This is a genomic window from Clostridium sp. AM34-9AC (genome assembly GCF_003480225.1).
GTDB lineage: Bacteria > Bacillota > Clostridia > Lachnospirales > Lachnospiraceae > Acetatifactor > Acetatifactor acetigignens.
This window is the reverse complement of the sequence record NZ_QUIU01000013.1, coordinates 46424-70957: the sequence shown is the minus strand read 5'-3', so window position 1 is coordinate 70957 and position 24534 is coordinate 46424. Positions and strand designations below refer to the sequence as shown.

The window sequence follows — 24534 nt, the reverse complement described above, 5'->3', positions numbered from 1 at the left end:
TTGTGCAAGAGTATAAATTATAATAATCGGTATCATAGAAAGCAGACTACCTGCCATTAAAATATTATACTCTGTTCCATACTGCCCGTTCAAGCTGTTTAATGCCAGGGTCAGTGTCATTATTGAAAAAGCTTGATCATATGGAAAAGAAGATCTATGATTAATATTTTTTAAACACCATTTTATTTATTACCCATTTATATGATACGACAAAGCTTTTCCATCACTTGAAAATAATTTCATTTTTTTGACTGTCTCCTGTTTCACAGCCTCGACTGCAGCCGGAATCAAGTCAATAATCCCTTTTTTCACACTGCTAAATTTTTTTAATTCTGCTTCTACCGCCGCAACATTTATATCAGTAAAAATATTAACCTTACTGATGCCCTCCTGTATTGCCCTCTTAAAATCTGCATCTGTCAGGCCGGAACCTCCGTGCAGCACTAATGGAATATCAACTGTATTTGCGATTGCTCTGATTCTTTCAAAATCCAATTTTGGAGGAAGGGTATAGGCACCATGCGCTGTACCCACTGCGATTGCAAGCGCATCTATACCTGTTTTCTCCACAAAATCCTTTGCCATTTTAGGATCTGTATAATATTTTTCAGGATTCACATCTCTCGGCTCGCCTTCAGCAGATCCTTCATTATCACCTACATGCCCCAATTCTGCCTCAATGGTTGCACCATATGAATGCGCTATATCTGCCATTTCTTTTACCTTTTTTACATTATCTTCATAGGAATCTGTTGAGCAGTCATACATAATGGAAGAAAATCCTAATTCCAGTGCCTTTAAACAAGTTTCCTTCTTTAAACCATGATCCAAATGTACTACAACAGGAACATCTGCCTTTTTTGCCATGGGAATTAGATAATAGGAGACCTCTTCTAACGGCCCATATGGAAATAACACTTCCGCAGTGCCAATAATCACCGGGGCTCTCATACTCTCTGCTGCTCCTATGATACCTCTGGCCAATTCCAAATTAACTGCATTGAACAATCCTACCGCATATTTATTTTTTTTTGCCGGGAACAGAACATCATTCATATTTACTAACATCTATTACTCTCCTCATATAATTTTCAGACATTTCCGGGTACTTTAACCCATCCTTCTTTTATTTTTTTCTGCAATTCACTAAAAGACTTTAAACCGCTCAGTGCATCATACTCTGTTACACAAGATGCACCGGTTGCTGTGGAAAGCTGCATACATTCTTCGATCGTATAACCTCCAAGCATGGCTGTCAAAAAAGCCGCAATACTTGTATCCCCGGCTCCGGTTCCTGACAATACTCGCTCTGGTATATAGCTTTTTTCAAACCCCTCTTTATCTGCCCATCTATTTATATTAAGCTCTGCTTTTTTTCCTACTTTCATAAGTGTATTCCTGCCTGCAGTTCGATAATATATACCTGGAGTGCCGCACTTGATCAATAATACCTTTGCACCAAAGTCCATACACTGTTTGGCAAGTGGCTTAATATCCTTTTCAATATCCAATATTTCTGTAATATCCTGGCTTCCAGCACGTTTCTGCCAGTCGGCAAATCGTTCCTTATCCAGCATATAACAAAGTTCCTCTGCACTTGGCATAAAGAAATCAACATACGGAATGACTTTCTCCAAAATTTGTTTCCAATCTATATGTCCGACATCGGCAGCAGAATCCACTGCAGCCATATCCAAAGAGGTAGCTGCACCAGTGTCCTTGACTTTTATCATAAGCTTTTGCAGTTCTTCTCCATGATGTTCATACATCTTCTTCATCAATGGCGGATAGCCAAAGTGGAACAAAGAAGCGTTTTCCAGTTCTTTCTGTGGAACATCATCTGCCTGAAAGGTATCATTTGCACCTGGATTATGTAAAAAAATACGGTCAATTCCCGGAACAGCAAGAATAACGGAATAAGAAGTAGATTCTCCCTCCATAACCAGCATCCCCTTTTCCGCTTTATATTCTTTCAGAATATTATGGATCATATCACCAAAGGCATCCTTGCCTATTTTCCCCATAAGAGTGACATCCGCACCTAATATTTTCATAGCAAGACCCGTATTAGCTACAGAACCGCCTGTATGTACATCAACTCCCTTCATTTGTATCAATTTTCCCGGTTGCAAGATGCTGCTCATTGTTTTTTTACCAGCCTTCGAAAAAACAGGTGTAATGTCCAAGCATATATGCCCAGCTGCAATCACTTTTTTTCCCATATCATCCACCTTGCCTTATGCATTATTTTCTCTTATATACAGAGAATATACCCTTAACAATAATTGATTACCTGAAATCCCTGTGCTTCTAATTTTTTCTGTAAAACTTGTGATATCTGTTTATCCATTGGCATAAAGTTCTGAACACTTTTGCCCAGCATTTTATATTTATGTTCCCCATAAGAATGATAAGGAATCAACTCTATCCTCTGGATGTTGTCCGCATGTTGTAAATACCTGCAGTAAGCTTCTATTTCCTTGTCAGAGTCATTAACATTTTTAATGCATGGAATACGAACCCATATAGGAGAATTTTTCTTTAATTTGTTTAAATTTGTAAGTATTCGTCCATTATCCACACCTGTAAACTTTTGGTGCTGATTACAATCCATGCTCTTTAGATCATATAAAAATAAATCTGTGTATGGTAAAATCCTTTGAAAATATTCCCATGGTATATTACCTGCTGTATCCACAGCAGTACTGACTTCCATTGCTTTACATTTCTTTAATAACTCTTCTAAAAAATCAATTTGTAGCATAGCTTCACCGCCTGAAAATGTGACGCCGCCTCCAGAGTTATTGTACAGATGAGTATCCTTCATAACTTCTTCCATAACATCCTCATCTGTATATTTTTGTCCTATAATCTCTAATGCCCTTGAATAACATACTTCTGCACATTTTCCACAATTTGTACAAATATCATATAAATGTATCAACTGGCCATTTGCAATCCGGCGTGCCTTTCTTTCACAGATATCTACACATGCACCACATCCAATACACTTTTTTTCATGAAACATTAATTCAGGAATGGCACTCTGCGATTCTGGATTATGACACCATGCACATTTTAAATTACATCCCTTGAAAAATACCGTTGTACGTATGCCAGGACCATCATGAATAGAAAAATGCTGTATGTTAAATATTGTTCCCTGCATCCACTATATCCCATACTTTCCTAGTTTATATAAAACCGATTTTCATCATTAATGTGCACGGTTTCTGTTAATCATTTCATTTTGAAGTTCCTCATCTAATGCCGTAAAGTATGCACTGAATCCCCAAACCCTTACAATCAGATTTTTATATTTTTCCGGATTTTTCTTCGCTTCTTCAAGAACTCCGGAATCTGTAATATTGAAATCAACCACATTACCTCCCATATCCAAAAAGCTGCGAACAACTGCTGAAAAAATAGTGTTGTCCATATTATTGGGAGAAAATGGAAAATCCAAATATAATACTGCTGATGCAGGATAGTTTTCCATACGCAGCTTATCCAGTCCTTCCATGATCCGGCTGATATTTGTCGGACCAACTGCTTCGCTCGGTCCCATTCCTCTGGATAATATATCACCTTGCTTTCTTCCATCCGGTGTAGCCTCTGTGTTACGCAAAGAAACATACCCGGTATTTGAAAACAGAGAACTTTCAAACCACCCGCCACGCGAATTGGGAATACCTGAAAATATCTGTGATAAATCCTCAGATACTTCTGAAGCCAGCTGGTTGATTTCTCCGCTGTCTCTCCCCCACTTGTCTACTTTGTATGTCAAAAAAGCCCTTGTTCTTTCACAGTCAGAAAAATTACTATTCAGACATTTTATCAGTTCATCCAGCGTCATATCCTTATCTTCAAAAACTACTTTTTTGATTGCAAACAAAGAATCGACCAAAGTACCAAATCCCACAGGAGAAAAACTGGATGTATTGTATTTTGCCCCTCCCTGCGTCATATCCTTTGCCTTTTCAATGCATCCGGTTATCGTAGCCGAATATAATGGACAGGGATTATACTCATACCACATTTTTTCATATTGGTTAAAGTACTTTGCCACCTGATAAATAATCTGCCTGATTTTTCCAACAAAGCAGGAATAGAACTCAGCATAATTCAAACAAGTATGCACATTGGGTTGTTCAATACCTTCGTGTATCCAGAAATCTTGGGTTCCGACACCTAAAATGAGTAATAAAAGTTTCGGCAAACTTACATAGATATACGCACGGCAGTTTATCTCTGTTTCACTTAAAAGTGGTTCCTGACACCCTCCAGCAACATATAATCTGGCATCTGCCAATTCCTTTCCCTGTCGTACATTTGCCGGAATTAGTATTTCGTCATTAAAAATGGAGAGAACGTTCTTACCCTTTGCAATAATTTTTCCTAATTTTTCGAAATACTCCATTGGATGATTATGACTAATTCTTGCCTGAAGCTTCGGGTTTACCAGCTCCTGTTCTTCAAATATTTCCAATATCATTTGAGTCACTTCATTATAAACAGGCGCTCCATTCCTGCTACATCCTCCGATGGTCATGGCCGTATTGGCACCACCATCCGGCGGATGATTTCTCAGATCCCATTTTGCATCCGTCAAATGAAGTGCAAAAGCCAAAAGATCCTTTGCTTCATTTCTTGTTAAACTGCCCTCCTCTATATCCTTTTTGTAGTACGGATATAATAGCCTGTCAAAATGGCCTATAATTGCAATCCCAATGCCTTCCATTCCCATGACAATTTCGCGCATAAACCATATGGTATTCAACGCTTCATAAAATGTTTGTGAAGGCTTTGCCGGAATTTGTGCTGCTGTTTCAGCAATGGTCATCAAATTTTTTCTAATCTCCTCATTACTTTCACCATTTGCCAAACTGAGGGCTTCTGTAGAAAAGTTCTGTGCAATTTCTTTTAACACCTCACATCCATAAATCGCGCTTTCTAAAAATGCCTTTTCCGATTCACCCTCAATCTGCTCTTTTTTTAACTCCGCCTGTGCAATGATGCCGTCTAAACCATAATTAAGGACTTTTTCATATCCGATACAATGATGAGCAAAATCCGTAAAGAAGAACGAGATAAATACATTGAGCTCCTTATAATAATCTCGAAATGAAAAAAAATCGTGCTCTATTTCTCTGTTTTCCCGCATCATTTCGCCACCAATGCCGGGTTCCGGTGGAAACGAAGCAGTCAGCCCATTTCTTGCCCTTCCTGTGCACAATTCAAAGTAAAAAGGAAAATTTCTGAAAACATGTACCTTACACTTTCTTGCCAATTCATAAACCTTTCTTTTTTCCGTGCATGGATTTTCATCCCTTTTTTCCTTATCCAGTTTTCCTATTTCCTTTTCAACATCAATCGGATATGTCGAATAGTATTCATCAAATTCTGCATAAAATTCTTCTTTATACTTTTCAAACGATAATACATTTCCCATCAGCCAATTTCTCCCTAAAATGTTAAAACTATTTTTAAGCCCTGACGTTTTCTTATTAATTCAAAGCCGTCTTCATAATGCTCTATTGGAATTTTATGTGTCACATAATCAGACAAATTAACCATTCCCTCTTTTACATAATTTAAGACATCCTTTTGAATTGTAATCAAATGGCTGTAATCAGGCCATTGAACTGAATGGATTTTCCAGCTATAATCCGAATGCTCCCAATCAATCATCTGATCATTCTTTAATCCTATTCCATAAATTCCAATCGTACCGCCTGGCTTAATACATCTGAGCCCCTGGCTGAGTGTATTTCCATTTCCAACTGCATCTATATACAAATCAGCTGCACCCATGTACTTATGAACCTTTTCTACAATATCTTCCTTATGTGTATTAACTACCACATCAGCTCCTACCTCCAAAGCTTTAGTCATCCTGGCTTCATGATGTCCCCCAAGCAAAATGAATTTTGCACCTAATATTTTACAAAAATTAGCCATTGCTATGCCCACCGGTCCACAACCCATAATCACTATACGCATATCTTCACGTACACCAAGACGTTTTGCAGCACTATAGATTTCCTCTAAAGTAATAAGCATGGGAGCCTCAATTTCATTCACAAAGGAAGGTACAACAATTCTGGATTTTAAACTGACATCCTCTACGGCTATACCGTCTTCTTCCATAGACATACAATCAGCCACCGTTGTAAATTCTGCGAATCCTCCCCACATGGAATAATATTTATCATTATTACAAAGTCCTGGGCGTAAAACCAGGTCTCCTACTTTATAGTTCTTTACCCGTTTTCCGGTTTCAATAACTCTTCCGACCGCCTCATGTCCTAATACTGCCGGATAGGTAGAAAATCCTTTCAAGTGACCATCAATGATTTTTAACTCTGTCCCATTACATATTCCACATCCAACCGTCTGCACCAATGCATCATAATCTCCTATGTCCGGCTTTGGAATATCATCTTTTAATAAAACATTTCCTTTTCCATCAGTTATTAAACCTTTCATTAATTTATTAATCCTTTCTGAAACATTACTCTTTATTTTGCTTATGTCCTATCCTTTCACAGCACCCGCTGTCAATCCTTTTTCCATCTTTTCCTGAAGCAGTATGTACATGATAATTGGTGGAATGATACTAACTCCAATTGCTGCCATTACTGCACCATAATCTGACGTATATGCCCCAAAGAAAGACAATAAACCAATAGAAATGGTTTTCATACTATCTTTACTGATAAACACTAACGGAAATAAAAGATTATTCCAGGCAGAAACAAAATTAAAAATAGATGCACTAGCAATGGCAGGCATGGACAATGGCAGTATAATTCTAAAGAAAACAATTCCGTGTCCTGCTCCATCCATAACAGCCGCTTCTTCCAATTCGTCTGGTAATCCTTTCATATATCCAGTAACAATGAAAACTGTCATAGAAAGACAAAAGGCTGAATATAACAATACCAATACTGGAAAATTATCGACGATTCCCAATTTTCCAAATGTAAAAGCAAGTGGTATGATAACTGTTTGTATGGGGATCATCATACCTGCCAGAAATAAAATATACACAAAGCTTTTTCCTTTAAATGTATATTTCGCCAAAATATAGCTTGCCATAGATCCAATAATAGCACTGACAAATAGCGTTGCCGCTGTCAAAATAATACTGTTTTTAAAATAAACCCCCATCTTTCCAATTGTCCACGCCCTGACATAATTTTCCCATTGTGGAGTACGCGGCAGTGAAAAAGGTTCTGTAAAAATTTCAGTATTATTTTTTAAGGAAGAAGTCAATGTAAAAAAAACCGGATACAGACAAATAACAGCAAAAATGCTTAAAACTATATACAACATTATTCCTCGCACCCTTTTTTTTCTTATAGCATGACTATTTGAACTTATCTCCAAACCTTACTCCCTCCTTTCCTTTTTCCTTTTTTCTCGTCATCCCTATTCATAATTTTTAAAGAAATGATAGTAAGTGCAAGACTCATCAGAAACATAACTGTTGATATTGCACTACCAATTCCATAATGGTTATACTTGAATGCCTGACTATATAACAACGTTGCTGGTACATGGGTTAATCCATTCGGTCCACCTTCTGTCATAACAAAAACCATATCAAACACCTTCAATACCCCTGTTATGATCATTACTACTGATATTTTTATAGATTCCCAAATCATAGGAATCATAATATATATTACCTTTTTCCATGTATTTGCACCATCGATTGTAGCTGATTCCAAAATATCCTCCGGTATGGAATTCAAAGCTGCCAATCCTATCACAATGTAATATGCAACACTGGCCCATGTAGTAACCAAAATGATACAAATCATTGCAGTTTTAGAATCCACCAACCACCCAGTACAAAGATTTTCCATTCCAAGCTTCATTAAAAGATTATTAAGGACACCCGTTTCGTTTGGTTTTAAAATAAACTGCCATAACAATCCTGTAGCTGTAACCGGCAAAATCATCGGTATAAAATAAACTGCTTTAAAGAATTTCTGACCATGTTTTGTATAATACAAAAGAATAGCAAAGAAAAAACCAATTGGAAGCTGCGTTAACAATCCAACAAAAACAAAAAGAAGAATATTCCTCATTGCCTGATGAAACTGTGTATTATTAATAAGAGCGACAAAATTATCTATTCCCACATATTTAAGTGGAACTCCCTGTATTCCTGGCCATTCAAAAAAGGAAAAATAAAATGATTGCAATACAGGAATACACTCAAAAATGATATAAACCAAAAGTGCCGGAAGCAAAAATACAAATATGATTTTTTTATTGCGACGGTATTGTTCCATCCTTATCATCTCCGTTCTTGATATGGATAACCGCCCAGTGAAACTGTGCAGGCAGCAATTCATCGTGCGGCAACATCCTCTTATTTATTACTGATTATTATCTATTTCAGCCTGAATCGTCTTAGCAGTATCCTCTGGTGTTGTTCCAAGCATCATTCCTACTAATGAATTTCTTATAACGTCCTGCATGGATGTTATTTCATCATATTCAAAAACATCTCCTCCATATGTTGTCAGCTCATTATTAAGTGCTAGTGCCTTTTTCATGAGTGGACTCATTTCGTAACCATCGATATTGACATCAGATCTGCCCGGTAATTGATTGCAAACTTTCAAACGTACTTCTTCTGAATATGCACTATGTGTAAATTTGGCCCACTCTAGCGTAATCTCTTTTTCATATCCCTCCAATTTTCCGTTATACACATGTGCATCTGTATAAACAGCAGCATTATCCTTATAATCTTCAGCATCTTCAAAGTACGGAATCGGGAAAAAATCTAACGAATCTGCAATTTCCGAAGCCTCTGCATTTGGGATGAACCAGAGCGGAACACAAATCATGGCATATTTTCCACTCAGAAAATTTGCATTCTCTGTACTCCAGTCAATTCCTTCGAAATTTTCTTCAAAGGCCCCCCGGTCTTTAAAGCTTTTCAAAATTTCAAATGTTTCAACCATATTTTCATCTGTCCATTTTGCTTCTCTTGCACCTATTTTCTTAATATTGTCAACACCTACTTTTTTGTATGCAATACAATTATAAAAATGCCCAAGTCTCCAGGTATCCTTTGCACCCATTCCCATAGGTGTAATTCCTGCTGCATTTAATTTATCAAATGCAACAAAAAGATCCTCCATCGTTTCCGGTACTTCGTTTATCCCTGCCTGGGCAAACAAATCCTTGTTATAAAAAATCACTTCCGGCTGCATAGCAAATGGCAATGCGTAAATTCCATCAACTCCATAACCTGACAGGTCATAAGAGGATAATGTTGGATCTGCCAATCCGGAAGTAAATTCCGTATCTTCCAGTAAAGAAGATAAATCCATTGCCAAGCCGTTTTTAGCATATTCTACCAATGATGCAGCTCCATATTGCATCCACATATTGGGTAAATTTCCAGTTGCAATCGCGGTCTTTAATTTGTTATTGTATGCAGCTTCATCAGCTACTGAATCATCCTGGAAGGTTACATTAGGATGCAGCTCAGAAAACTTCTCCATCATCGTCTGAAGCCACTGTGCCTGTACATCACTTCCGGCATACCTCGTTAATACAGTAATAGTTACCTCAGGATCTTCATTCTGAGCAGTATCAGTTGTTTGCGTCGCAGTATCGGAGCTTTCCTCCTTTACTTGTGAATCATCAGTTTTAGAAGCATTTCCCCCGCAGCCAGCCAATAAGCTAATTGACAAACATGCTGTAAGTAATACAGAAATAATTTTTCTTTTCATAATTTCCCTCTCTTCCATTTCTTTAAATCAGGTATTTGTGAAAGTCACTGGTCATTGTAAATAATTCGAATTATCTGTTAACACCATTACAGCACATCCTATCCTTTCCCTCAATGAAACTATTTTAGCAGAATTCTTTTTTTTTTTGTTAATTCTACATTTTCCTGCATGCTCTTTCAAAATATTTTTAGATTTGTAATTTTTTTGCTTGTACTTGTCTATGAAAAAAGAGACCAACATCCGTCAGTCTCTTTTTATCACTTAACAATTTGTCTGATTGTTGTCTGTGAAATATTGCCGTTGGCAATCTTTGGGCGTTATTCCATAGATTTTCTTAAATACTTTTAGGAAATAAAAGTAATCTTCAAATCCACATGCGCTTGCAACGTTCGCAATATTTTCTCCCATAATCAATAAATGCAATGCATGCTGCATCTTCTTTTCCAATACACATTGATGAATCGTAATGCCATATCTGTCTTTAAAAATAGAATTTAATCTCCGATAACTCATACCAAAACTGGTTTCAAATTCCAATGCACTATGTTTTTTTTCTATATGATCCACAACACATTGTAAAATCTGTTCTGCAACCATGCTATTCTGATTTTTGCTGTATTGCTTCTTCATTGAAGCTACACTCAAACTATAGAGAATAGATGCTAAATATGCTTTTAATGTATCACTGCTTAAATACTGCAATTTAAAATCTCTGTGCCAGGTCACAACTAAAGATATGATATCTATATCCACAGGAAGTTTGCCGCTTAAGGAGATCCACATTTTTCCTCTCTGACATTTTTCTATTTTATCGACCCTCTTACAGTCCATATTAAAATGAAAATAGTACACATCATGCCATTCTTCTTCAACACCCCGCTGCAAAACCCCAGGCGGAAGCAAAAAATATTCCCCTCTCTTTACAGAAATCTGTATACCCTGTACTTCTATGCTCCGGCTTCCTTGCACCACAATCCCTAAAGTCCACAAGCTCATTATTCGATCAGGATGACGGTTCCGGGTAACGATTCTATCAAATTCATCTATTGATATCAGTGACTTTATTTCATACCAGATCATCTTGTAAATCCATCACCATCCCTTCAAATGATTCGTTCCATTTTCAAAAAGAGGAACAAAAAACTTTATTTAAATTTCCCTTTTTTCCATATTTTCCTTTTCTTCCATTGCTTCAGACAAACTCTACTGCTAAAGTCTGTACATATAAAACACTATACTCTAACGAAAGGAATTTTGTCTATGAAAAAATTGAATGTTGCAATTGTAGGATTAAGTTTTGGTCTTGAATTTGTTCCCATCTATCTGGAACATCCTGATGTGGAATCCCTTACTCTTGTGGAAACGAATGTAAATTTATTAAGGACTGTTCAAGAACGCTATGGCATTCCCGATGAGAACTGTTTCACCGACCTTCAGCAAGTATTGGATAATCCCAATATTGACGCTGTACATTTAGTTACACCACCATCCACCCATGCTCCTTTATCCATAAAGGTTCTGGAATCAGGTAAACATTGCGGCTGTACTATTCCAATGGGAATGAGCATTGATGAACTCCATCAGGTCATCGCCGCCCGAAAAAAATCCGGCAAAAATTACATGTTTTTAGAAACTACCGTATTTCAAAGAGAGTACTTCTATGTTAAAGAACTTATGGATAAAGGTGATTTTGGAAAAATTCAGTATATGTCCTGCGCTCATTATCAAGATATGGAAGGGTGGCCGTCCTATTGGAATGGTTTTCCTCCACTCATGCATCCGACTCATGCCATCGGTCCATGCCTCATGCTCTTAGGTGCGTATCCAGAAAAGGTTTATGCTAAGGGTTCCGGTAAAATCCGTCCAGAATTAGAATCAAACTATCAAAGTCCTTTTGCATTCGAATCTGCATTGGTATCGCTTAAAGATTGTGATGTTACTATTGAATTAGAACGCTTCCTTTACGGTGTTGCCAGGAGTTACGCCGAATGTTTTAGGGTTTATGGTGAAAAACGTAGTTTTGAATGGCAACAGCTTGACGATGAAGATCCGGTTATTTTTACACGCACAGGTCAGCTTGAATACAATGAAATGTATGATATAGACGGAAACGCCGAACAGTATAGCCGTGGAAGTGAAATCACGAAAGCCCGCGTCAGTATTCCTGATTACGCGCACTTGCTTCCACCCGAAATATCAAAATTCACCAAAGAAACCGTATACAACGTAAAAAACACCCACCTGTCCTTTACACAAGGAGGCGGACATGGCGGATCACACCCTCACATGGTTCATGAGTTCATTAGATCAATCATCGAGAATCGCAAACCTGTTCCTGACGATATACTTGGTGCATACTGGACCGGTGTTGGTATTTGTGCTCATCGCTCCGCAATGGAAAACGGAAAAGAAATCCAGGTACCACAGTTCCATCTGGACTAATTTTCTGGCAAATCCGCAAATACAAGGGTAGTAAAAAATATCTATGTGCCCTCCCCCATTCATAAGGGGGGAGGGACTTTTCTTCTTCAGAATAGTCTTATGAACAGGAATATCCCTACTTATGCTCAACATATTTTTTTGGAGATATTCCGTATAACTTCTTAAAACATTTATTAAAGTAATATTCATCTTTATATCCAACCATGCCAGCTATTGATGATAACGAATATTGCGCTTGATTATCATCCAACAACCGTTTTGCTTTGTCTAATCTTACCCGTGTTAAATAATCGCTGAGATTACTTCCGCTTTCCTGTTTAAACAAATGACTCAGATAAGATGAATTTACAAATAATGCATTTGCTATTTTAGACAGAGAGAGTGTATTATCCATATAATTTTGCTCTATATATCGTTTTGCATCATTTACAATAAGACCCTGCTTCGTTTCAGAGAAATTAGAAAGCAGTTCTTCAGCTTCCAAAAAACAATTTAATACATAATGCTTCAGGTCAACACCAAGTTCAAAAGCCAGTAACTCATTTAGCATTTTATCCAACTTAAAACCAGATTCCTGTATTTGCTTTTCTTTCAAACATTGCCCAAGATCAGATAAAATCCGTATTGCCTGAAAAACCATCTCCTCCCGTGTCCGCGGATAAGAAAGTAAAATCTCTACCTGATTATAAGCATTTTCATAATTACCAGAACGTAATTCATGCAGAAGATTTCCAGAAACTGTATGGTGTAAAGGAAGATCATCCAATAACGTTGGTACCTCATCCTGATAGATACAGCGTGCATTTCCTAATAAGAACCTCCACTTCAATGCCTGTATTGATTCATGATAGGCATCTGACATCATGGATAATCCCTGAAAGGGATCGGATATTCCTAAAGTTACAGTAAAGTTTAAAGTTTTCTGAACAGCATGACAAATATGGTGACAGGAAGTTGCAAACACTTTAACCGAATCAGCGTTATCCAGGGCAGTCAGCACAACAATATGATTATCAAAATCCTGAAATAGAATGCTTGTAAAAGATGTTTCCAAAATTTCCTGCGCGATATTGGAAATTGCAAATTTCCAAAGCTCCTTTTCTAATTGGGGAGCGAAAAGTTCTTCCAGACGATCAATAAGAATGGTCGCTATTTGAAACGTACCGGTGTCAGGACGAATCCCAGTCTGCGTTAGTGGGTATAAATCTAAGGAATTATAGTTTTCAGAACTTTCTATCAGCTTTAAAAGTAATTCTTTTTTATCCAAACGTAATTTCTGATTCTGATAATCAGATATCGTTTTTTTTATCTGGTTCTGGTTAGATAAAACATCCTTTGCTTTGCTAAGTGCCTTGATAAATTCACTGTTATTTAAAGGCTTAAGCAGGTAATCAAGCACTCCCGCTTCAATTGCTCCTTTGGCATAATCAAATTGGGAATATCCGGTTAAGATAATGATCTGTATTTCAGGATATTCCTTATTTACACTTTGAGCTAATGTAATCCCATTGATAATAGGAATATTAATATCCAATAAGAGTAAATTTGGATGTAATGCTTCTATCATTTCCATAGCCTGTCGGCCATCTTTGGCTTCTCCCACAATTTCAAATCCCAAAGCATTAAAATCAATACTCTTTTTAATCAATTCTCTTATTAATATTTCATCATCGATAATTAGTATTTTATACATTCATTCCCTCACATTCTTATGCATGGTTTGATGGTAGAATAATTCTAATCTCCGTGCCGCATCCATATGTACTATAAATATTGAGCCCATATTCAGCTCCGAAATGCAGCTTAATTCTGTCATTTACACTGCTTATACCAAATCCAGCCCGTAAATGATGCTTATCTATTGAGTCCTTTATCTCCATCAGCTGATCTTTACATATACCTACCCCATTATCTTTCACAGAAACAAAAATATTATCGCCAACATACCCTCCTTCAATGGAAATAATCCCAGGTTTTCCATTTGGTTTTATTCCATGATAGATCGCATTTTCCACAAGTGGCTGTAAAGAAAGTTTAATAATGGGACAATCAAGAATTCGATCATCTATTTCATAAGTAAAAGTCAGATTATCTGCATAACGGACTCTTTGAATCGCAATATATTGTCTGGTGATTTCTAACTCTTTACGAAAAGGTAAAACAATTTCTCTTTTTCCTAAAACTGCCCGATAAAAATTTGCCAGATTTTTTATCATATCACAAGCATCCTGGTTGCGTTCGAGCATCAACAGGGAACAAATACTTTCCAGCGTATTATATAAAAAATGAGGATTAATCTGAGCCTGAAGTGCTTGCATTTCATATTCCCTTTTCTTTTTTTCAGCAAAAAAGGTTTGATTTAACAGAGTTTTCATCTTTAGAACCATATTGTTAAAATTCATAGTCAAGTGACCCACTTCATCCATGCCATATGGAGCTAAATAAATATTCAAATTACCATTTGCCACTTCATCAACGGTTTGGGAAAGCCTGCGGAGCGGAAGGGTAATGGCCTTGGATTGATAAGAAACAAATATGAATGCAATTATCATTAGAATTCCTCCCAATGCAAGAGAAATTTCTGCCGCCAGTTTACTATCTCTTAACAAAATATTCAATGGATGCAGGCTAATCAGATACCAATCAAAACGTTCTATATAACAAACATTAATAAGATAATTCTGATCATTATAATAAAAGCAACGACTGCCTGTTTTATTGTCTCTAATCCAATTAATCAATTTTTCATTTTGGATTTCGGCACAATCTGACTCTTCGCCGGAAGCCGAGATAATATTACCATCAAAGTCTAAAATCATTATCTGCATCCCATCGTCTGATGATAGATTCGTATATAAATCCGAAAATACTTTCTCATTAACATTCAGAACGGCAAACCCAATAATACTGCCATTGTCACTGGAAATAATGTTTCTTCTTAAAGAAACTCCTCTACTTAAATCCTTCGAATCTGCTTCATAATTTAAGTCATGGATATTATCCCAAATGAGCTTATTCCAAACGCCATCCATAGTAGGCGCATATTCAGTATATTCCGATTGCAGGGAAGCATCTGAATAATTTACATTACTGGAAGCAATGGCATAGCCGTCATTGCAATATATAACGATTGAACTAATGTAAGATTTAGATATCGTCATCGGATCAAGGATACTTCGAATAAGTGGTTCATATTGATAGCGTGTGTAATAATTTGAAGTGTTTAAAGCCTTTTGAATATAATAATTTGATACCACAATACCAGAATTCATTTCTGTATTAACAAAAAGATCATTCATTCTAAGCCTGACTAACTCCAAATTCCGATTTGATGCTTCAGAATTATTAGATATAAGCATTTTAGAAAATATGACCGTGATCAATCCTGTGACAGTACACAAAAAAAACGCAAGAATAAATATTATAGTAGTAGCCATCTTTTTTGCAATAGGCAAATTTTTATAAAATTGACTGAATTTTTGTAAAACTTTTTTCATTCATAAGTCTCCCTAAATTATTCTCATTTTATAACTAATCATTTCTAATTGAAATAAATCCCTATTATTGCTATCATATAAATTAGATACCTGAAATCCACCCTTGCTTTTAACTCATTAATAATATATTGTTGTTCAAAAAATTCTCCAATGATTTTCCTTTTACAGTTAACCGTACAACGGTCCGTAAGCCTTGCATGCTACCATATCCGCTGCTTCCGTATCCCTGGTTCCAAAACTTCCCCATGCATGCGGTCGGAAGATCCTCTCTTCTTCCACGTTGTGCATAACAACCGGAATTCGAAGCATGGAAGCCAGCGTAATAAGGTCTGCACCCATATGTCCATGGATAAAGGCTCCATGATTGGCACCCCAGTTTGCCATCACACTGTATACATCACGGAATGCACCTTCACCTGTCGTACGTGGTACAAACCAGGTTGTCGGCCAGGTCGGATCGGTCCGGTCATCAATCTTCTTATGCACATCCTCCGGCAGCGTAATGCTCTTTCCTTCAGCAATCTGCATTACCGGCCCCACACCTTCTACCAGATTTACACGAACCATCGTAAGCGGCATCTCCGCATCGGTCTTAAAGTGGGAAGAATATCCGCCACCACGGAACTGGCAAAGCTCTGCCGGACACCAGCTTGTTGCCGTAAGGCAGGCTTCGATATCTTCCTCCGTCATCTCCCACCATGGCTTCATCACAGCATTTCCCTGTGCATCCTTACTCTTACCGGTTGCATCCAGACAGGTTGATCCGGAATTAATCAGATGAATAAAGCCTTCCTTTGCCGAGCCCTCCGGCTTCCATCCGGTTACTCTCTCTACCGCTTCCGGACTCCAATAGCATCTGACATCTGAGAAGCCGCTTGCCTTTCCGGTAAGAAGATTTCCGAATACCATGGAAAGACCGTTCAGATTATCATTCTCTGTCGCAAAGACATAGGGCGCTCTCTTGCCTTCCCAGTCGAAGGTAGAGTTCAGAATCGCCTCGGTAAAGTCTGCATTCGGCTTATAATCCGTCCACATACGCTGTCCCTGGAAGCCTGCAAACAATGCATTTCTTCCAAGAGACTCCTCGACAAAGCCCTTATCCGCAAGCCTCTCATTGCCTTCCATAATATCCTTCACAATGAGCGTCATCTTTACGACAAACTCCCATTCTTCATCCTTCTGCCGTCTGCTGTGTGCACGGCTGTCCGGATTCGGATCATGCCCCTCCTTACAGTGTGCCTTTACCCATGCAAGTGCTTCTTGGAACTTCTCTTCATCATAAATGCCCAGATCCATTCTCCGCAGGATCTCTGTCATATCGACCCATTCCGGACGCATGCCCAGATACTTTATATAAAACAGCGGATCAATAAAGGATCCCATGATTCCCATGGAAACTGCACCGATTCCCACATAAGCCCGGTTCTTCATCTGTCCGACTACGGCTGCACATCTTGCAAACCGCAGAATCTTTTCCTGTACATCGGAAGGGATTTCGCTCTCTTCCATATCCTGTACATCTCTTCCGTAAATGGAATAGCAAGGCAGCTTCATCTGGTTGTGTGCCGCAAGCGCAGAAGCCAGATAAACGGCTCCCGGACGCTCCGTACCGTTAAAGCCCCAGATTGCCTTAATGGTAAGCGGAGAAATATCAATCGTTTCTAACGGATAACACCAGCTCGGAGTCACACTAAGCGTTGCAACCACATTCTGCGTTTCAAAATAAGAAGCACATCTTGCTGCCTCTTCTCCTCCCGCAATACTTCCCGGAAAAATCACAACCTTAATCGGAGTCCCGTCTGCATAAAATACATTTTCTTCAATCAGCTTTTTGGCAGCCTCTGCCATTTCACGCACTTTTCCTTCCAGTGCATCACGAATTCCCATACGTCTGGAATCCACAATGGGACGAATTCCTATCGCCGGATAACTTTTCATATCACTCTCTCCTTGTCTCTTTTTTAGCTTTATCATCTTGCCGCATCTGTTCTGATATTAATCCTTGCTTTTTATCTGAGTACACTTGAATAATCGGAATTCGGACCACTGAATACGTTCCGAAGATACGCAACGGAAGCTGCCGCATCAAGATCCAGCCTCTGTTCATCTGCGCCCTTGCTTAAATCTCTCCATACTTTAATATCACTGCCGACTCCGCCGCCGCTTCTTACAAACGGTTCCATAACGACATTCTTGTCATATCCGATTGCCCGGAGTGCACTGCCGATCTGATACCACGGCATACCACCCTTTCCGGGAAGACGACGGTTATTCTCACCTACATGGAAATGTCCGAGACGGTCACCTGCAAGCAAAATGGCCTCTACCATGTCATCCTCCTCGATATTCATATGGAACGTATCCAGCATGATCTTCACTGCCGGCACATCCACTTCTTCCACGAATTTCTTTGCTTCCGCACAGGTATTGAGCAGATACCCCTCAAAGCGGTTTAATACTTCAAGGCAATATTCCACACCACACTCTCCGGCGATTTTGCCGACGGTACGCACATTGGCAACACTCCTTGCCCAATCTCCTTCTTTATCGATAGGCTTCGAATAATCCACCGGCCAGTAAGAATAAATACCCCCGCCAATCGTATGAATATCCAGAATCTCCAGTTTCTTCAGAATATCGGTATAAAATGCAATCGCATTCTTAACCACCGCAGGATCGCTGCTGCCAAGATTCTCCCCTGCATTCGGTCCATATCCGGCCGTCAGCATAACTCCCGCATCTTCTGCCATCTTTTTCATTTCAAGGAGCTCGTCCTTACTGATATTCTTCAGCATCGCACAGGAGATTTCCAGAATATCAAAGCCCAGATCCTTTACCTTGGAAATGTACTTCTTCTGATCGACATTCCACTCCTTCTCCCAGTATGCAAAATAAATTCCATATTTCATTTGACTTGTTTCCCTTCTTGAATCATATTCTTGTGCCTTCCTTGCAGACTCCTCCTGCTGTCCTGAACAGTTGACTGCTGCATCCGGTTCTTATACCAGCCTGATCATCTGGAAGATCTCCACCTTCGGCAGATAAATCCGTAACGTATCACCAAGTACTTCTGTCTGAAGCTCTGTTCCCTCCGGCAGCAATACAGCCTTTTTATCCGGTTTCTTTACGTCAATATAAATATCGTGCATCGGCACTACCGGAGATTCCTCCTGCTCGTTGATGACGGCAAAATAATCGCTGCCATCCTTTTCCCATCCAATCACTTCTACAAATTTCGGTGCATTGGAGGTATAAACCATCTCTCCGATAAGAGATTGAAGCATTCTCGTAAAGACCTGACGGCTCATATAGGGCCGTGACATTTCAATCGGAGCAGCCGACCAGAGAAGCTTACCCTTTCCGGTATCTTTGAGAATCACGCAGGGCTCATCGGTATAGATTCCGGGAGGATTCGAGTGGATTGCCGCAAAGTCTTCCGTATCCGTCAGGGTATAAGGCAGTACTCTGGTTGCCAGTACCGTAATGCCTTCCGGATCAGTAATCTCCGCTGTCATCTGTGCCATGGGAACCGTGAGAGGTGTCAGGCTTCCAAAACCTTCGAAGATTGCCATTCCTTCTTCTGTCGGGCGCATGTAAGTAAACTGATGCTCTGTTCTTCCGGTCACTTCAATGCCAAGCAGCTTTTGCAGCCTCGGATGACCGACCGGTCCACTAATATAAAGATTTCCACCACGGTTCACGTAGCTTTCGATTTTATCCATTTCTTCATCGCGGATTGCTGCAACATGTGACAGAATCATCACATCTGCCGTCTCGCCATCGATGTTTTTCGTTCCGATTACTTCGAACGGAATATTATTTTCACGCATGATCGATGCTGCTGCCACCGGGCCATCCAGATACAGATCCGGATGAATCTTCTTCTGCATCATATCCTCGCAGTTCTCGTTCGGATTGTACTTGGCATGTGTTGCAAACCAGATTGCCGCATTATGATGGAACTTGCCGGAAACATATTTCTCATAAAGACCGGTCTTTGCATAAATCCGCTTCATCAGTCCGTGATAAACCTCCGGAACAATCGATCCATCCGGGTTAATTGCATCCACAAGCAGGAATGCACCATTATGTACCAGTGCCGTGATCACATGAAGCATCAGCTCTTCTTCAGTCTTCGTGGTGGTATGATAAGCAAGCTCCGGATCACATCTTGACGTATGATATACGAACGGAAGGTTTGGAGATACATTTTTATAATACTTGTTAATAAAGGTCTGCTGCAAAAAACCACCGTAATAGTCACCACCGCAATAATCAATGGCTTCTGTCAACAGTTCACTGCTGCCATCCACCCAGCCGCCGGTGATTCTGGAAAACTGATGTTCAATCGTTACGTTCGGCTTTACGGCTTTCACACAGGCAGTTGCGAAATTCGCATACTCTGCCATCCACAGATCCCTGCGGTATACGAAGTCCAGCCAGTCCGGATCCTTCCAGTCAATTTTACGTGGAAGCTCCTTACCGGTCTCCTTCTTATAACGTTCCCTGCAGCTTGCACAATAGCACACCTCCGGGAAAAAGGTCATATCAAGGAACATTCCCTCAAAATCATACATGGTATTCATTTCCGTGAGGCAGGCCTTCACATACTCCCGGTACTCCGGATTGTTCGGACAGACAATTCCATATCGTCCGCTCTTAAAATCTTCTCCATGCCTGTATTCACGCATCATCTTTCCCTCTGCCGTAACCAGTCTCCAGGACGGATGCTCTTCATATGCCCAGTTATCAAAAATCTGCGTAAAGTACGCAATTACGGCAATTCCGTTTTCATGACAGGTTTTCACCATATCACCAAAAAAATCATACCCTTTAAGTCCCCGGTGCATCCGTCCGACCTTTGTCGGATAGTAGCACAATCCGGTATGCGGCTTGCCCTTTACCATCGCAGCCTGAACGCCTGCATCCTTCAGGGCTTCCACATACTCCTTCACATTGATCTTTGAAAGAAACTCCGGATTCCAGTCATCAATATGCATGTCCATTAAATTTCGTCTGTAGTTTCCTTTAATCCACATATTCTGCCCTCCCAACGAGCGGTTTTATTTAATTATATTCTATCCCCGTAATGTATTGAAAACAAGGAAAAAATAAGGACAAACCATATCGGATTTTTGTTATTTTCCGATTGTTTTATCCTTATTCTTATTTATTATAATAATATGAGAATCTGTCATATCCCATATTACCTTTTATCGTTTTTATGCAGTAATATCCAGTGCATGCCAGTACTCGTCATTTCCGGATCCGCAGGTTACGGTAAGCTTCTTTCCAACAACAAAAACCTTGCAGTTGTTGACACTTCTTAATGCATCCAGCTTTAATTCCATCGTTCCGCCATTGGTGTCAAGGAACAAAACCTTTTCTGTAGACTTACCGGAAACTGTTCCGGTTACGGTAATCGTTGCAGAGGTGTTCACAGATGCAGAACTGCTGCCACGTTCCCCGGTCAGGGTAGAAGCATGCCAGTAACCGTCATTTCCGTTATATCCTCCAACAGTCATCCTGTTTCCTGCAACCGTTACCAATCCGTTGATCGTGTTGGCATTGCTGTCAATCTTAAATTCCATGGTACCATCCTTAGTGTCAAGGAACAGGACGCTTTCTGTTGTCTTACCGGAAACCGTACCCGTAAAAGTATTGGTCACCGTACCTGTGGTATTACTGTTATTTCCACCTGTGGTTGTGCCTTCTGCAACACGGTTTGCATGAAGGTACGCATCACCTCCACGGTAAAACCATACCGTCAGCTTCGTTCCCGTTGTCTTCCATTTGCCATTGGTGGTATCGGCATTTCCATCCACTTTAAATTCCATCGTTCCGTCCTTGGTATCAAGAAACAGGACATCACTTGTGGTCTTGCCGGAAACCGTGCCATTTACATAGGTTCCACCCATGCTGCTACTGCTGTTATTCTGGGTATTGGACGCATCTGCAATCGAAATCGCATGCATATAGGCATCGGAGCCACGCGCACAGGTGATGTTATACTTTCTGTTGGCTACCAGTACGGAACATCCGTTGATGTTGGTCGTCTGGTCATACTTAATCTGCATCTCGCCCTGTGCGGTATCCACATAAAGGACATCGCCATTTGTCTTATCACTGATCGTTCCTGTTATAGTAGAAGTCTTGGAAGTATCAATGGTAATTCCAACAGCTGCTCCGTTATAAGTAATCTTGGTTGCATGCCAGTAACCGTCTGAGCCATGCGAAATTGCTACAGAAAGCTTTGTTTCCGGCAGAAGAATTCTCGCCTCACTGACATCGGTACTGCTGTCAATCTTAATCTCCATCTTGCCATCCTTCGTGGATAACATTAAAAGCTCTGCAGTCGTTCCCGATGCAACCGTTCCCTGTACATTTGCAGTTTCTGCTGCATATACCTCTGTCTGCAAAAACGGTGTCAACAGCATTTAAAGTGTACCCTTTGTCAAGGACACTATGACTTTTTCCTTTTCAGATTTCTATTATATATTTGTTTGTTGTGTAGAGGCATCAAAGTGATGCCTCTGATTGATTGTTTTCACCTTTTGCTTTAGGGATTATCAGAGGATAAATTCCTGTTGTCATATATTGATAATACTCAACAGGTGACAACCTTGCTAAGTCCCATTGATAACGTTCTGTATTATAGTATTCTGTCCAATCCCTAACTGCGTTTAATATCTCCTCATAGCTGTAGCACTCTGACAGATCCAGTTCGTCTTTCATATGACCAAAGAATGATTCCTGAGGAGCATTGTCCCAACAGTTTGCTCTACGTGACATAGACTGTCTCAGTTCATTATCCTTTAACAATTGGATAAATTTAATGCTGGTATAGTGGGAACCCTGATCGCTATGTATTAATGTTTCTGTGCTTAAATCAGTTCTATGTTTTTCTATTAACTGTTTTACTGTTTCTAATACAAAATCAATTTCTAATGATTCGCTGAGAACCCATGACAGCAGTTCCTTGGTACAGGCATCTATAATTGTTGACATATAGCACCGGGGTGCTTTTCCATTTATAATATACGTGATATCTGTTAACAGAATTTTTCTTGGTCCGTGTTCCTCGAATTCACGGTTTACTATATTGGGGGCGGTATATGCGGTTGCCATTGCTTTTGCCATTCTCCGATAGGGATTTGCTTTGCGGATAGGACACTGTAAGTTATATTTCCTCATCAGCCGACTGATTTTTTTGATATTCATCACTATAGGCGGTTCCATGTGCAACAACCTCATATATATGCTACGGGCACCTTTATGGTATCCTCGATACTGGTATGCTTTCAGAATCAAAAGAAAATCCTGTCTGTCCCGTTCCTCTCTTTCCATTCGTTGGTCTTCTGTTGAGAGATAATGGTAATAGCCCGAACGGGATACTCCTGCAATTTCGCACATGGCAGCTACATTCAATAGATTATCGTTTTTTTGCAAAGTATCATAAATAATCTGATACTTTGCATGGGCTGGTATTTTCATTATTCCGGAGTCTCCGGATTTAAAGATACAATTTTTTTTAGAAACTCAATCTCCTGATCTTTATATGCCAGTTGCATTTCTAAATACTTTATCCGATTTTCAGCCGACAGATATCCGTTGCAGCCCTGTGCATAGGTGTTAAGATCTCGAAAGCCATTTCCCTTTTTTACTTCATTTCCAATCATGGTTTTCAGACCATTTATTCTGGAATCCCCCAAGATATTTGGATCTATCCCAAGAGTCGAAACAATCTCACGTGGAAGCCTGCCCTTTGACAGTTCCTCCCAAAACAGTTTTTTAAATTCTGCCGAGAAATGTACAATGCTCGGTGATACATCCAACACATATTTGCTATTTCTCAGTGTGAGCATTTCCTGTTCTGTAAACTTTTTGTTTGCCATAATTTCCTCCAATTCGTTTTTATTTTAATATCAATCTGAATCGGAGTCAAAAATCGATTTTGTCCAAAATAAAGGGGATCATCAGAACCATGTCCGAAGTTAAGGGTTTCCTGTAAACTCATTGTATAGATTTAAGGGTTTTCGTTAAAACTTACTGTCTAATGGTAAGGGTTTTAAAAACTCAAACTGTCTAATCTATAGGGTACATTTTACTTTACCGCTAAAATGGTATAAAAATAAGGACTAAATTAGGCATAACCCCTTGATTTTACTGGGTTTCATCTAACTTGGTCCTATTATAACTCAAACACCATTTTCCCATTTAGAAACCGCCTGATTGGTAATATCTAATAGTTCGGCAAGCTGTATTTGTGTTAGACTTTTTTCTTTTCTACACTGTGCAATAAATGCACCTATTTTTTTCTGATCCATAAAACAAATCTCCTTTATACTATATTTGACCTCAGTATATCAAATAGAGAATTTATTTGGAACATACTAAGCGTTGAAGGGAGTCTCAACGTTGAGTTGAATAGATATCAATTTGCGATAATCATTCTACCATACCGTTATAAATAAATCATCTCATGCAAAACGATTTCTTCTGCCCGATTGCGAATGTTATTGCAACGCTGCACCCATTCCATTTGACGGGTACACTTTAATTTCTCGGTTACGCCCTCGGCAATTTTCATCTGCTCCATGATGGTATCTAACCGTTCCTGTGCCTGTTCGTTCAGGTCTGCAAGATATGTCCACAATTCTCCGGTCAGTATCAATGTGTTCAATCTGGCTGGGTGGACTTCTCTCAAATATTCCCGGTGCATCCGTCCATACTTTCCGATGGGGCGGTGTTCTTCCGGCAGTTTCAAATCTGGGATGTAGTAATCTCCGACAAGGATATAATCAATTCCGTTTTCCGTTATTCTTGGTTTT

20 protein-coding genes are annotated in these 24534 nt (G+C 39.3%); 1 reads left to right on the top strand and 19 read right to left on the bottom strand.

Going from position 1 to position 24534, the window contains the following annotated elements; translation table 11 throughout:
• Positions 1 to 189: 189 nt before the first annotated feature.
• From DW835_RS09525 to DW835_RS09480, 9 genes are all read right to left on the bottom strand, one after another.
• Entirely contained in the window at positions 190 to 1068 is an 879-nt protein-coding gene (locus DW835_RS09525; protein WP_118731035.1) for a class II fructose-bisphosphate aldolase, read from the bottom strand.
• Between the two features lie 23 nt (positions 1069 to 1091).
• Entirely contained in the window at positions 1092 to 2222 is a 1131-nt protein-coding gene (locus DW835_RS09520) for a carbohydrate kinase family protein (RefSeq protein ID WP_118731034.1), read from the bottom strand.
• A 53-nt stretch (positions 2223 to 2275) separates the two neighbouring features.
• Entirely contained in the window at positions 2276 to 3169 is an 894-nt protein-coding gene (locus tag DW835_RS09515) for a glycyl-radical enzyme activating protein (protein WP_118731033.1), read from the bottom strand.
• A 48-nt stretch (positions 3170 to 3217) separates the two neighbouring features.
• On the bottom strand, positions 3218 to 5452 hold the full coding sequence (locus DW835_RS09510) for a pyruvate formate lyase family protein (protein WP_118731032.1): 2235 nt from the start codon (positions 5450 to 5452) through the stop codon (positions 3218 to 3220).
• A 14-nt stretch (positions 5453 to 5466) separates the two neighbouring features.
• Positions 5467 to 6489 carry a zinc-binding dehydrogenase gene (locus DW835_RS09505; protein WP_118731031.1) on the bottom strand — a complete coding sequence of 341 codons (1023 nt, stop codon included), beginning with the start codon at positions 6487 to 6489 and terminating at the stop codon, positions 5467 to 5469.
• A gap of 48 nt (positions 6490 to 6537) precedes the next feature.
• Positions 6538 to 7392: a carbohydrate ABC transporter permease gene (locus DW835_RS09500; protein ID WP_118731030.1), complete on the bottom strand. Its 855-nt coding sequence runs from the start codon at positions 7390 to 7392 to the stop codon at positions 6538 to 6540.
• Positions 7383 to 8306, bottom strand: a complete 924-nt coding sequence (locus DW835_RS09495; protein WP_182430288.1) for a sugar ABC transporter permease — start codon at positions 8304 to 8306, stop codon at positions 7383 to 7385. The genes DW835_RS09500 and DW835_RS09495 overlap by 10 nt, the downstream gene beginning before the upstream one ends.
• An 87-nt stretch (positions 8307 to 8393) precedes the next feature.
• Positions 8394 to 9764, bottom strand: coding sequence for an extracellular solute-binding protein (locus DW835_RS09490; protein ID WP_182430287.1), 1371 nt, complete (start codon positions 9762 to 9764; stop codon positions 8394 to 8396).
• 261 nt (positions 9765 to 10025) lie between these two features.
• A complete protein-coding gene (locus DW835_RS09480) occupies positions 10026 to 10844 on the bottom strand; it encodes an AraC family transcriptional regulator (protein ID WP_118731026.1) in 819 nt (272 codons plus the stop codon).
• A gap of 180 nt (positions 10845 to 11024) precedes the next feature.
• On the opposite strand from DW835_RS09480, the gene DW835_RS09475 reads away from it, so the two are divergent.
• Entirely contained in the window at positions 11025 to 12206 is a 1182-nt protein-coding gene (locus tag DW835_RS09475) for a Gfo/Idh/MocA family oxidoreductase (RefSeq protein WP_022498890.1), read from the top strand.
• Between the two features lie 115 nt (positions 12207 to 12321).
• On the opposite strand, the gene DW835_RS09470 is transcribed toward DW835_RS09475, so the two are convergent.
• From DW835_RS09470 to DW835_RS09425, 10 genes are all read right to left on the bottom strand, one after another.
• A complete protein-coding gene (locus DW835_RS09470; RefSeq protein WP_118731025.1) occupies positions 12322 to 13899 on the bottom strand; it encodes a response regulator in 1578 nt (525 codons plus the stop codon).
• Positions 13900 to 13915: 16 nt separating this feature from the next.
• Positions 13916 to 15703 (bottom strand): sensor histidine kinase, encoded by a 1788-nt coding sequence (locus DW835_RS09465; protein ID WP_118731024.1) that lies wholly within the window; start codon positions 15701 to 15703, stop codon positions 13916 to 13918.
• Between the two features lie 168 nt (positions 15704 to 15871).
• Complete coding sequence (locus tag DW835_RS09460; protein WP_118731023.1) at positions 15872 to 17641, bottom strand: L-fucose isomerase; 1770 nt, start codon at positions 17639 to 17641, stop codon at positions 15872 to 15874.
• A gap of 71 nt (positions 17642 to 17712) precedes the next feature.
• Positions 17713 to 18612 carry a sugar phosphate isomerase/epimerase family protein gene (locus tag DW835_RS09455; RefSeq protein WP_118731022.1) on the bottom strand — a complete coding sequence of 300 codons (900 nt, stop codon included), beginning with the start codon at positions 18610 to 18612 and terminating at the stop codon, positions 17713 to 17715.
• A gap of 90 nt (positions 18613 to 18702) precedes the next feature.
• Positions 18703 to 20742 (bottom strand): family 10 glycosylhydrolase, encoded by a 2040-nt coding sequence (locus DW835_RS09450; RefSeq protein WP_118731021.1) that lies wholly within the window; start codon positions 20740 to 20742, stop codon positions 18703 to 18705.
• Between the two features lie 183 nt (positions 20743 to 20925).
• Complete coding sequence (locus DW835_RS09445; protein ID WP_182430286.1) at positions 20926 to 22122, bottom strand: hypothetical protein; 1197 nt, start codon at positions 22120 to 22122, stop codon at positions 20926 to 20928.
• Between the two features lie 100 nt (positions 22123 to 22222).
• Positions 22223 to 23197 carry an IS3 family transposase gene (locus DW835_RS09440; protein WP_118731019.1) on the bottom strand — a complete coding sequence of 325 codons (975 nt, stop codon included), beginning with the start codon at positions 23195 to 23197 and terminating at the stop codon, positions 22223 to 22225.
• Entirely contained in the window at positions 23197 to 23598 is a 402-nt protein-coding gene (locus DW835_RS09435) for an HTH domain-containing protein (protein ID WP_118731018.1), read from the bottom strand. The genes DW835_RS09440 and DW835_RS09435 overlap by 1 nt, the downstream gene beginning before the upstream one ends.
• Positions 23599 to 23901: 303 nt before the next feature.
• Positions 23902 to 24030 carry a helix-turn-helix transcriptional regulator gene (locus DW835_RS09430; RefSeq protein WP_118731017.1) on the bottom strand — a complete coding sequence of 43 codons (129 nt, stop codon included), beginning with the start codon at positions 24028 to 24030 and terminating at the stop codon, positions 23902 to 23904.
• Positions 24031 to 24167: 137 nt separating this feature from the next.
• Positions 24168 to 24534 (bottom strand): TnpV protein (locus DW835_RS09425; protein WP_118731059.1); only part of this gene is annotated, 367 nt, incomplete at its 5' end.